This window comes from Atlantibacter sp. RC6, assembly GCF_014193285.1.
Classification (GTDB): domain Bacteria; phylum Pseudomonadota; class Gammaproteobacteria; order Enterobacterales; family Enterobacteriaceae; genus Atlantibacter.
On record NZ_JACHZE010000008.1, the window covers coordinates 115,339 to 127,609 of the forward strand.

Below are 12,271 nucleotides of genomic sequence, written 5' to 3' on the forward strand. Positions count from 1 at the left end.
GCGTTACGCGTAAGTTGATGTAAATCAATGGATAAGCGGACGGTTTGGCGCGTCAAAATCCCCTGTTATCCTTAGGGAGTAGCAGGGATGACTAAAAAAACTGTGGTTTTTCACTCCAGTGCGCCGGGTAAATCGGTCCGGCTTTCGAAAGCCCTACCCACCGGCAATAAAGGAGTACCCCCTTATTGGTATGGGTATACTCCATACTATGTTTGAGAATAACGGCTTACTTACCTTGCCTCTGTTTGTGCGACCCGTCAGGAAACTGAACGCCATGATAAAACGCCTGTGCGCCCCGCTTACCCTCGCCAACCAGCTTGCGCTGGTGGTATTGATGCTTGCCCTGTTGGGATTAGCGGGCATGGCGGTATCGGCCTGGCTGATTCAGGGGATCCAGGGCAGCGCGCATGCCATCAACAAGGCCGGCTCGCTGCGTATGCAGAGCTATCGCCTGCTGGCCGCGGTGCCGCTGAACAGCGATGACAACGCCCTGATGCGGGAAATGGAGCAGACCGCCTGGGACCCGGAGCTGCGCCAGATCGCCCAGCGCGACGGTGAAGTTCAACGCCTCGACGCCCTGCACGGCTACTGGCGCGACCAGCTGGCGCCGGCACTGCTGGATGCCAGTACCAGCGACGAGGTGAAACCCGCCGTGGCGCAGTTCGTCAGCCAGATAGACGCGCTGGTCAGCGGATTTGACCGCACCACCGAACAACGCATCAGCCGGGTGATTATGGTGCACTGGACCATGGCGATCCTCACCACCCTGCTGCTGCTGCTGGCGGTGATCTGGCTGCGCAAGCGGCTACTGCGCCCGTGGCGGCAGCTGATGGTGATGGCGACGGCAATCGGCCAGCGCAACTTTTCCCATCGTGTGGCGGCGAGCGGTCGCGATGAAATGGCGACCCTCGGCCGCGCGCTGAACAGCATGAGTGACGAACTGGCGGAAAGCTACGCCGGGCTGGAAGCGCGGGTCAAAGAGAAAACCGCCGGGCTGGAGTACAAAAATCAGATCCTCACCTTCTTATGGAACGCGGGCCGCCGGATGCACAGCCCGCTGCCGCTGTGCGAACGCTTAGCCCCGGTGCTGGCGCGCCTGCAACAGTTGACTCCGCTGCGCGATATTGAGCTGCGCATCTACGAAACCGGCGATGACGACAATTATCAGGAGTTTGCCTGGCAGCCGGACCAACGCTGCGATGAAAAAGGCTGCACTTTGTGCCCGCGCGAACGCGTCAAAGGCGAGCTCAGCGACGCCACCCTGCAATGGCGTCTGGCGGATGGCCTGACCCGCTACGGCCTGCTGTTGGCGCGGCTGCCAGAAAATTCGCCGCTCAATCAGGACCAGCAGCACCTTATCGACACCCTGGTGGAACAAATCACCTCATCGCTGGCGCTGGAGCGCCAGCAGGATCGCCAGCAGCAGTTGATCGTGATGGAAGAGCGCGCCGCCATCGCTCGGGAGCTGCATGACTCCATCGCCCAGTCCCTGTCATGTATGAAGATGCAGGTCAGTTGCCTGCAAATGCAGGGCGACAACCTGCCGGAGCAGAGCCAGTCGCTGTTGGCGCAAATCCGCAACGAGCTGAACAGCTCCTGGCGGCAATTGCGCGAGCTGCTCACCACCTTCCGCCTGCAACTGACCGAGCCGGGGCTGCGCCCGGCGCTGGAAGCCAGTTGCCAGGAATTCAGCGCCCGGCTGGGCTTCCCGGTGGCGCTGAACTATCATTTACCGCCGCGTCGGGTCCCGGCCCATCAGGCCATTCACCTGGTCCAGATCGCCCGTGAAGCCTTGAGCAACGCGCACAAGCACGCGGGCGCGAGCGAAATTAGCGTTACCGTCACCCTGAACGATAATCAGGTCAGGCTGGTCATTGCCGATAACGGCTGCGGCGTGCCGGAACACGCCGAACGTACTAACCACTATGGTTTAATTATTATGCGTGACCGCGCCCAAAGCCTGCGCGGTGACTGTCAGGTCCGGCGGCGGGAAACCGGAGGCACCGAAGTAGTGGTGACCTTTATCCCCGATACGCCCCAATTATCTGCCCGAGGAGAAGTCCATGAGTAATCAGGAACCGGCAACGATTCTGTTAATTGACGATCATCCGATGCTACGTACCGGCGTAAAACAGCTGATCAGCATGGCGACGGACATCACCGTCGTCGGCGAAGCCGGGAGCGGCGAGCAGGGTATCGAAATGGCGGAATCTCTCGATCCCGATCTGATTCTGCTCGATCTCAATATGCCCGGTATGAACGGTCTGGAAACCCTCGATCGCCTGCGTGAAAAAGCGCTCTCTGGCCGGGTGGTGGTGTTTAGCGTTTCCAACCATGAAGAGGACGTGGTGACGGCGCTCAAGCGCGGCGCGGACGGTTATCTGCTCAAAGATATGGAGCCTGAGGAACTGCTCAAAGCGCTGCACCAGGCCGCCGCCGGGGAAATGGTGTTAAGCGAAGCCCTCACCCCAGTGCTGGCCGCCAGCCTACGCGCCAATCGCGCCACGTCCGATCGCGACGTTACCCAGTTGACCCCGCGCGAGCGCGATATCCTCAAACATATCGCCCAGGGCCTGCCGAATAAAATGATCGCCCGCCGGCTCGATATCACTGAAAGCACCGTGAAAGTGCATGTGAAGCACCTGCTGAAGAAAATGAAGCTCAAATCCCGCGTCGAAGCGGCGGTGTGGGTGCATCAGGAACGTATTTTCTGATTACTCGTCCGGCAGCAGCGGGTACGCGCGACTGTCGTCATTGAGCGCCACCGGCGGCGAGAGTTGCAGAGTAATCAGGTTCGAGGTGACGCGCTGCCCTTTGTTGTCCTCCACCATAACCGCCAGCTGCCAGCGGTTTTCGGCGTCGGGTTGGCTGTTCCAGGCGGGCATTATAATCGTCCAGCCGTCGATGCTGTTTTCATCAGGCGGCGCGGTCAGGCTCAGCGCCTGAGTGTCGCCCTGCCAGGTTAGCCGTTTGATACCGTGCACGCTGCGCACCTGGAGTTTTAACGCCACGGTTTCGCCGGGGCTGACGGTCCAGGGCGGCGTCGCCAGATACACCGACAGGGTTTTTCGCTGGCGGTATTCCACTACCGGTAGCGTATTGCGCACTGCGCCATCGTAGCGGCTGCCGCGCAGCGAGGTGGCATTGGCGACTTCGCTGGCGGACAACTGTTTGCTGAGCGGCACCCCGAAGCGGTAATTGAGTTTCAGGCCAAGGTTATTCTGGCTCACCCCGCTCTCTCCCTGCTTGTGCTGGGCGTCGATAGTCACCAGCGGCACCGGCGTATAGCTCACCCCCACATTCACCGCCAGCGGATCGTGATAGCCGGTGCCGTTATCAAACAGATCCACCCGATCGCCAAAGTAGCGTTCAAAACTGACGCGGGTATTGATGTGCCGGTAAAACGGCAATCTCGCCTGGGCGGTAAGATCGTAACCCTGGGCGAAGCGCTGGGCCTGCACCGCGCTGCTGTCGCGCCAGCTACCGAGCGGCTGATAGTAATTGGCGGAAAAGCGCAGATTCTCGCCCCAGGCTTCCGCGCCTAAACTGGCGCGCTGTAAATGGTCGTCAAAGCGGGTGTCGTAGAAGGTGTTATAACCCAGTAACCAGTCGCCGGTGCGCCAGCGCTGGCCAAGGCCCGCATTGCCGGTGAGCCCTTCGCTCTGTTGCGTTAATCCCAGCTGGCTCCAGGTCAGCCCGGCGTCGCGGTCGATAAGCGGCGTAAACAGCGAACCGCGCGTGCCGGTGAACTCCCCCTGGTCGTTGACCTGTAAATCCACTTCCGCCTGCCCCCACGGCGAAAGCAGCGATTGCGCCTCGCGCGCCACCCGTTCGCTAATGGCTTCCCGGAACTGGTCAAAGGCGTAAGCGCGCGCCTGTTCGCTGATCCCCAGCCCGTTATCAGTCTGGCTGGCCTCGCCGAAGGATTTCGCCAGCTCGGCGAGATGTTTCTCGCTGCTGTTGCCGGTGGGCGTCATGCCGAGATCCGGCAGATTATCCTGATTATTATCGAACGGATTAGCGGCTTGCTGGGTATAGCGGCCCTGAACGGCCTGCGCGCCTCCGGTAACCAGGAAGCTGAAAAGCAGAGGGGTGAAGAGTGATTTATACAACGCCATCGGGTAATGATAGCCAGGCTTTGCGCCTGGCTGAACCACCAATCGGTTAACCCTGGCATTTTTGGGCGCAGCGGGGGTCATTTCCAGATTTTCCTCAAACGCTTTCCCCGCGCCTGCGCTACGCTTAATGCATCTTCCCGTGTGAGATCCCCCGATGAAAAAGTCACTGTTTTCAGCATTCTGTTTGCTGTCAGGGTTAGCAATGCCCGTCGCTTATGCCGACAGTCTGTTTATCCTCCAGTCGCCGGATTTCGCCGATAACGCGCTGATGCAAAAAAAATTCGCCGGCAACGCCAAAGACAACCCCAACTGCACCGGTGAAAACGCCTCTCCGGCGCTGGTCTGGAGCCATGCGCCCACCGACACCAAAAGCTATGCGCTGATAATGCATGACCCCGAGGGCGCAAAAGGCCTGGGCGTTACTCATCTGGTGGCCTATAACATTCCCTCTTCCACTACCGGCTTTGCCGCCAATGCGCTGGTAAAAGAGGAAGGCTTTACCGGCGGGAAAAACAGCCCCGGCACCACCACCTGGTACGGCCCCTGCCCGCCGCCCGGCACCGGGGCGCACCACTACACCTTTACCTTGATCGCCACCGATCTTGATCCGAATCTCAAAGCGGGTATGACCAAAGACGAACTGCTGGCCGCGCTGAAAGGCCATGCGCTGGCCGCCACCGGATTAGTGGGCCGCTTTGGTCAGTGATGACGCGATCAGCGCCCGCAGTTCCGGCACGCAGGAACCGCACTGGGTGCCGCAGCCTAACTGCTTGCCGAGCGCGGCAGGCGTGGCGCATCCCGCCGCGATAGCCGCGCAAATCGCGGTTTCGCTCACGCCCATACAGCTGCATACCGTGCGCCCGCGCGGCGTTTGCTGCGCGCCACCGCCCGCCAGCAGTTGATGACGGCGCGCCGGATCGATGATCGGCGCGTCAAAGCTGGCGACAATGGTTTGCTCATCCAGCGCGATTTCATGCCGACTAAGATACAGCGCCAGCTGGAGCGTCGCGCCCTGCCAGGCCAGCAGATGAATGAACGTATCGCCCTGCGCATACTGCAACTGCCAGCCCTGGCGCCCGGCCAGGCTTTCAATCCAGCCGATGTCCCGGGTGTTTGCCGCCAGTTTCCAGCCCGCGGCCTGCCGCCACCACATCATCGAACCCGGTATCTCCAGCGCGCATCGGCTAAATAACGAGCCCTGCCACGGCGCATTTACCCGTTGAACACGCACCGCCGTCTGCTTGCTTTCCGGCTGCCCCGAGTGAGGATCCACCACTGACGCCACCAGCGCGTTGACCCGGCTCTGGCTGGCGAAATGATTGTTCCAGTGCATCGGCATAAACAGCTCGCCGGGGCGCTGTTCGGCGGTGATGCGGGCATAGCCCAGCGCCCAGCTGCGCGGCGAGGAGAGCCGCACCAGCGTCTGCTCGCTAATATTCAGTGGCGCCGCGTCATCAGGATGGATCAGCACCCATGGCAACGGCTGATGCTGCATCAGGCGCGGTACTACGCCGGTGCGGGTCATGGTGTGCCACTGGTCGCGGATCCGCCCGGTATTGAGCAGCAGCGGATAGTGAACGCTGGTTTGCGCTTGGGCATTTTGCGGATTCACCGCAACAAGCTGTAATCGCCCCGCAGGATGCCAGCCCTGCCCCGTTTCCAGTAATCGCGCGGTGCCGTGTGGCGCGGCGGCGGTTACCGGCCACTGGATGGGCGCTAAATTGTCCCACTGTTCGACAGTCAGCGACGCCAGGGCGCTAATATCAAAGGCCCGGCTGCCGTTATTTTCATATCCCGAGAGTCTGGCGTGTTCGCTAAAGATCTCTGCCGGATGCTGCCAGCTAAACGCCTCGCTAAACCCGAGGCGCTGCGCCACCCGGGCGACCATCCACCAGTCCGGGCGGGTATTGCCCGGCGCGGGCAAAAACGCCCGCTGGCGCGAGATCCGCCGCTCCGAGTTGGTGACGGTGCCGTTTTTCTCGCCCCACGCCTGAGCCGGAAAACGGATATCGGCAAACGCCAGGGTATCGCTGTGCGTGGAGACTTCAGAGACGATCACCAGCGGGCAGCGGCGCAGCGCCTCGCGCACCCGGTCACTGTCGGGCAGCGACACCGCCGGGTTAGTGCCCATAATCCACACCGCTTTCACCTCGCCGCGATAAATCGCCTCAAACAGCTCCACCGCCATCAGGCCCGGCGTTTCGGCGATACGCTCGCTGCCCCAGAAGCGCCCCAGCCGGGCGATATCCTGCGGGTTAAACCCCATATGGCAGGCCAGTTGATTAGCCAGCCCGCCCACTTCGCGCCCGCCCATGGCATTTGGCTGCCCGGTCAGCGAAAACGGGCCGCAGCCTTCACGGCCAAATTTCCCGCTCGCCAGGTGGACGTTAATGATCGCATTACACTTGTCGCTGCCGCTGGATGACTGGTTGATACCCATGGTGTACAGCGTCACGGCGCGATCGGCGCTGATAAACCAGTCGTAAAAGCGCGCCAGGTCATCACGCGGCAGCGAGCAAAACGCCGCGCTTTGTTCCAGCGTCCACGCTGCCGCCGCGTCCAGCGCCGACTGTTGCCCGTCGAAAGTATCCGCCGGGATCTGCCCCGCCAGCAGATTCAGCAGCCCGTTGAACAGTCCGGCGTCGGTGCCAGGCTTCAGCGCCAGATGCAGGTCGGCGATATCGCAGGTAGCGGTTCTGCGCGGGTCGATCACCACCACTTTCATGGCAGGACGCCGCGCTTTTGCCGCCGCCAGCCGCTGATACAGCACCGGATGCGCCCAGGCGGCGTTTGATCCCACCAGTACCACCAGATCGCTGGTTTCAATATCCTGGTAATTGCCCGGCACCGCATCCGCGCCGAACGCGCGCTTGTAGCCCACTACCGCCGACGACATGCACAGCCGGGAGTTGGTATCGATATTGGCGCTGCCGATAAAGCCCTTCATCAGCTTGTTGGCAGCGTAATAATCCTCAGTCAGCAGTTGGCCCGAGGCGTAGAACGCCACCGCCTGCGGGCCATGCTGGTGAATAATTTCCGCCAGCTGTCCGGCGGCGGCATCCAGCGCCTGATCCCAGGAGGCGGTTTGCCCGCCGACTTCCGGCTCCAGCAGCCGCCCGGCTAAATCCAGGGTTTCACCCAGCGCCGCGCCTTTTACGCACAGTCGCCCAAGGTTTGCCGGATGCTCCGGATCCCCCGCTACGCTGACGCTGCCGTTCGGGTTTTGAGTCACCACCACGCCGCAGCCAACCCCGCAGTATGGGCAGGTGGTTTTCACGGTCATGACGCCTCCGCGCGCAGGATCAGCGCCTGGCTGCTGACCCACACTTTATCGGCCTCGATTTTCACCGGCCAGGCGCGTACCGCCTGCTGGCTACTGCCCTGGAAGCAGCCGTCGCGCAGGCGAATTTTCTGTTTGTAGAGCGGTGAAATCACCACCGGCTCCCCGGCCACATCGCCCAGCAATCCGCGTGATAACACGTTGGCGTCGCTGTTCGGCTCGCGGTTATCCAGCGCGTACACCGCGTCATTAAAGCGGAACAGCGCGATTTGCATGTTGCCCAGCCGCGCGCCAATGCCCGCTTCCGCCGGGATCTCATCGAGGCGGCACACTTCCTGCCACAGACGCGACGTTGGCGCATCCTGGGGGTGTTGCGCCACACTCACCAGCTGCGGCTGATCGCGCAGGATCTGGCGCTGTACCGCTTCGTCCGGGGTATCGCTGTTAACGAAGCTTTTAAACAGCGCCAGTCGGTCCGGGCTGTTGAGCGTGGTTTGCCATTCGCACTGGTAGCTCTCAATCACCTGGGCCATTTCGCGCTCCAGCTCGTCGCAAATGCCGAGGCTGTCGTGCAGTATCACCTCCTGAAGGTAGTCCAGCCCTCCCTCCAGATTGTCCATCCACGTGCTGGTGCGCTGGAGCCGGTCGGCGGTGCGGATATAGAACATCAGAAAACGATCCACGGTGCGCAGCAGTGTGGCGGTATCCAGATCGCTGGCGAACAGATCGGCGTGGCGCGGTTTCATCCCGCCGTTGCCGCACAGGTACAGGTTCCAGCCTTTTTCAGTGGCGATCACGCCCACGTCTTTGCCCTGGGCTTCGGCGCATTCCCGGGTGCAGCCGGAGACCGCCATCTTGATTTTGTGCGGCGCGCGCAGTCCCTTGTAACGGTGCTCCAGCTCGACCGCCAGCCCGGTGGAGTCCTGCACGCCGTAACGGCACCAGGTGGAGCCAACGCAGGATTTCACGGTGCGCAGGGATTTACCGTAGGCGTGGCCGGTTTCAAACCCCGCCTCCACCAGCTCGCGCCAGATCGGCGGCAACTGCTCCAGCCGCGCGCCAAACAGGTCGATACGCTGGCCGCCGGTGACCTTGCTGTACAGGTTATAGCGTTTGGCGATCTGGCCGATGGCGATCAGCCCATCCGGCGTCACTTCTCCGGCGGGCATACGCGGCACAATCGAATAGGTGCCGTCTTTCTGGATATTGGCGAAATAGCGGTCGTTGGTGTCCTGTAACGGCAAATGACCGGGCTTGAGCAGATATTCATTCCAGCACGACGCCAGCACCGACCCCACCAGCGGTTTGCAGATTTCACAGCCGTGACCGCGCCCGTAGCGGCTAAGCAGCTGGTTAAAGCTGCGGATATGGTTAACGCGCACCAGGTGATAGATCTCCTGGCGCGAGTACGCGAAGTGTTCGCAGATATCTTTTTTGACCTCCACGCCCTGCTGTTCCAGCTGATAATCCAGTACCTGCTTGACCAGCGCGCTACAGCCGCCGCAGCCGGTGGCGGCTTTGGTGCAGGTTTTCAGGGCGTCGAGGCTGGTGGCGCCATCGCTGACCGCCTGGCAAATCTGGGCTTTGCTGACGTTATGGCAGGAGCAGATTTGCGCGCTGTCGGGCAGTGCCGCCACCCCGAGCCCCTTCACGGCGCCCGGTGAACTGGCGGGCAGGATCAGGGTTTCCGGCTGGGCGGGCAGCGCCATGCCGTTAAGCATCATTTGCAATAGCGTGGCGTAGTCGCTGCTGTCGCCCACCAGCACGCCGCCGAGCAGGCGTTTGTTATCCGCGCTGACGACAATTTTCTTATAGGTCTGCGCCGGGCCGTTGGTCCACTGATAGCTCTGCGCCCCCGGCGTCGCGCCGTGGGCATCGCCGAACGAGGCCACTTCCACGCCGAGCAGCTTGAGTTTGGTGCTCATATCCGCGCCGCTAAATTGTGCGCTTTCGCCATTCAGATACGCCGCCGCGACTCGCGCCATCTGATAGCCTGGAGCAACCAGCCCGAAGATTTTGCCCTGCCACAGCGCGCATTCACCGATGGCGCTGATGCGCGGATCGCTGGTCAGGCAGCGGTCATCAATCACAATGCCGCCGCGTTCCCCCAGTTCCAGCCCCGCCTGGCGCGCCAGGGCATCTTGTGGGCGGATGCCGGCGGAAAACACCACCAGATCGGTTTCCAGGCTCTGCTCATCGGCAAAATGCAGCGCCAGGCCAGTTTCCGTGGCGCAGATCGTTTGGGTGGATTTACTGGTATGTACGCTGACGCCGAGGGCGCTGATTTTCTCGCGCAGCATCGCCGCGCCGGGTGCGTCGAGCTGCACCGCCATCAGATTCGGCGCGAACTCCACCACGTGCGTCTCCAGCCCGAGCTGTTTCAGGGCGTTGGCGGCTTCAAGGCCCAGCAGCCCGCCGCCGATCACCACGCCGCGCGTAGCGGTTTTCGCCCGCTCGCGGATGGCGTCCAGGTCATCCAGGGTGCGGTAAACAAAACAGCCCGGCAGCTGATGGCCCGGTACCGGCGGCACAAACGGCCAGGAGCCGGTAGCCAATACCAGCCGATCCCAGCAGGTTTCGCGGCCTTCGGCATCGCGCACCACCTGGCGCTCGCGGTCGATATCGACAATTTTGCAGCCGGTGCGCAATTCGATGCCGCTGGCGGCAAAGAACTCGTCTGCCACCATGGAAAGCGATTCGGCGCTGCGTCCGGCGAAATACTCCGACAGATGCACCCGGTCATAGGCGGCGTGGCGCTCCTCGCCAAACACAATGATGTGGTACTGCTGATGCAGCCCGGCGTTGACGCACTGTTCCAGGAAATGGTGGCCGACCATACCGTGGCCGATGACCACTAACGTTGCTTTGCTCATTTCATCGCTTCCTGCAGCCAGCGGCTGCGGTTGATCAATATCGAAAAGCAGCCCGGCGTGGGGCGCTACGGGCTGCTGGAACTGGTTCATCAGACGCGGCGCGGCGTCGGTATCGCCCATCATGAGCAGCGCGGAGAGTTTGCCGTCGCGCAGCAGCAGCCGACGGTAGTGGCCGCTCAGCGGGTCAAAACTGGTGAGGATCTGGCACGAGGCTGTGGGATTGATATCCCCGGCGCTGAACAGATCGATGCCGGTGACTTTTAAGCGCGTGCCGCGCGGCTGGTAGTGAAAATCGTCCTGCGGCTGGCCCGCGAGCCGGGCCGCCAGCACGTCCGCCTGGGCCAGACAAGGGGCCACTAATCCCCACAGCGCCCCGTTGAATTCACAGCATTCGCCGATGGCGCTGATGCCCGGCAGCGCGGTTCGCAGTTGCCCATCCACCAGAATTCCCCGGTTGCACGGCACGCCCGCCGCGCTGGCAAGTTGGCTATTCGGCTTTACGCCAGTGGCGATAATCACGCGTGAAGCCGGGAGCGCATCGCCGTTGCTCAGTGTGACATGCTGCTCGCCGATATCGGTCAGCGTCTGGCCCAGCACACAGCGGATGCCGCGCGCCTCCAGCCGGTCCGCCAGCAGGCGCGCCGCCTGTGGGTCCAGTTGCTGCTCCATCAGCCGCGCGGCCAGATGCACCAGCGTCACCGGGATGCCGCGCTGTGCCAGCGCCGCAGCGGCTTCCACACCCAGCAGCCCGCCGCCGAGCACCACCGCCGGGCCGTTATGGCGCAAAATCGCCTCCACATCGCCCTGGGTGCGAAACGCGTGAACGTGCGGTTGCTGATGACCGTTAATCGGCGGGATAAACGGCACAGAGCCGGTGGCGAACACCAGCTCATCCCAGTGCAATTGCTGGCGCGGGGTGGTGACGGTGCGTTGCTCAACATCCACCGCCAACACTTTTTCATTGCTCAGCACGCTGACGCCGTGAGCCTGATACCACGCCAGCGGGTGCAGCGTGGTATCGGCGGCGCTTTTTTCCCCGCCGAGCACCGGCGACAGCAGGATGCGGTTATAGGCCACGCCCGGCTCCTCGCCGATAAGCGTAATGGCATAGCGCGTTGGGGCCAGTTGCAGCAGTTGCTCCACCAGCCGAACTGCCGCCATGCCGTTGCCGATAATCACCAGATGCGTCGTCATCGGGCACTCCTCACGCCGCTTTGGGCTGCTTTTCATACAGGAAATGGAGGATTTGCTGGCGCAGATGGTGATAGTGCGCATCGTCCGCCAGTTGCACCCGGTTGCGCGGTCGTGACAACGTCACATCAAGGATTTCCCCTATCGTCGCCGCCGGACCGTTGGTCATCATCATTACCCGATCGCACAGCAATACCGCTTCGTCGACGTCGTGAGTGATCAGTACGATGGTGGTATTCAACGCCTGCTGGATGCGCATCACCGCATCCTGGAGATGAGCGCGGGTTAACGCGTCGAGCGCGCCGAACGGCTCATCCATCAGCAGCACTTTCGGCTTCATCGCCAGCGCCCGGGCGATGCCGATGCGCTGCTTCATGCCGCCGGAGATCTCGCCGGGACGTTTGTCCCGGGCGTGTCCCATCTGTACCTGTTCGAGGTTGTGCATGATCCACTCATCGCGCTCGGCGCGGTTCATGGCGCGGGCAAAGATATGGTCTACCGCCAGCGCCACGTTCTGGTAGCAGGTCAGCCACGGCAGCAGGGAGTGGTTCTGGAACACCACCGCCCGCTCCGGGCCGGGCCCGGCGATTTCACGGTTATCGCACAGCAGCCCGCCTTCGCTCGGCAGCGTGATGCCGGCAATCAGATTCAGCAGCGTGGATTTCCCGCAACCGGAGTGGCCGATCAGCCCGAGGGTTTCCCCGGCCGCGATATCAAAGGTGACGTTTTGCAGCGCCAGGAAATCGCCGCCCTGGGTGGCGAAACGCTGGCTGACGTTCTGGACCTGAATAATCGGTTTCATGGTGCGC

General features: G+C 62.1%; 7 protein-coding genes. 3 read left to right on the top strand and 4 right to left on the bottom strand.

All coding sequences use genetic code 11. The features are described 5' to 3' along the window. The first annotated feature begins 274 nt into the window (after positions 1 to 274). Complete coding sequence (narX, locus tag FHW74_RS17170) at positions 275 to 2,071, top strand: nitrate/nitrite two-component system sensor histidine kinase NarX (protein WP_183171583.1); 1,797 nt, start codon at positions 275 to 277, stop codon at positions 2,069 to 2,071. Beyond that, positions 2,064 to 2,714: a two-component system response regulator NarL gene (gene narL / locus FHW74_RS17175; protein ID WP_125295406.1), complete on the top strand. Its 651-nt coding sequence runs from the start codon at positions 2,064 to 2,066 to the stop codon at positions 2,712 to 2,714. Before narX ends, narL begins: the two co-directional genes overlap by 8 nt. On the opposite strand, the gene FHW74_RS17180 is transcribed toward narL, so the two are convergent. Beyond that, positions 2,715 to 4,118, bottom strand: a complete 1,404-nt coding sequence (locus FHW74_RS17180; RefSeq protein WP_183171649.1) for a YchO/YchP family invasin — start codon at positions 4,116 to 4,118, stop codon at positions 2,715 to 2,717. Between the two features lie 154 nt (positions 4,119 to 4,272). On the opposite strand from FHW74_RS17180, the gene FHW74_RS17185 reads away from it, so the two are divergent. Continuing rightward, on the top strand, positions 4,273 to 4,824 hold the full coding sequence (locus tag FHW74_RS17185; protein ID WP_183171584.1) for a YbhB/YbcL family Raf kinase inhibitor-like protein: 552 nt from the start codon (positions 4,273 to 4,275) through the stop codon (positions 4,822 to 4,824). Here the strand turns inward: FHW74_RS17185 and FHW74_RS17190 are convergent. From FHW74_RS17190 to FHW74_RS17200, 3 genes are read right to left on the bottom strand one after another with little or no spacing between them, the layout of a single operon-like run. Then, positions 4,801 to 7,401: a nitrate reductase gene (locus tag FHW74_RS17190; protein ID WP_183171585.1), complete on the bottom strand. Its 2,601-nt coding sequence runs from the start codon at positions 7,399 to 7,401 to the stop codon at positions 4,801 to 4,803. The genes FHW74_RS17185 and FHW74_RS17190 overlap by 24 nt on opposite strands. Further along, entirely contained in the window at positions 7,398 to 11,465 is a 4,068-nt protein-coding gene (gene nirB / locus FHW74_RS17195) for a nitrite reductase large subunit NirB (protein WP_183171586.1), read from the bottom strand. The genes FHW74_RS17190 and nirB overlap by 4 nt, the downstream gene beginning before the upstream one ends. A gap of 10 nt (positions 11,466 to 11,475) precedes the next feature. After that, positions 11,476 to 12,264 (bottom strand): ABC transporter ATP-binding protein, encoded by a 789-nt coding sequence (locus tag FHW74_RS17200; protein WP_183171587.1) that lies wholly within the window; start codon positions 12,262 to 12,264, stop codon positions 11,476 to 11,478. Between the last annotated feature and the right edge of the window lie 7 nt (positions 12,265 to 12,271).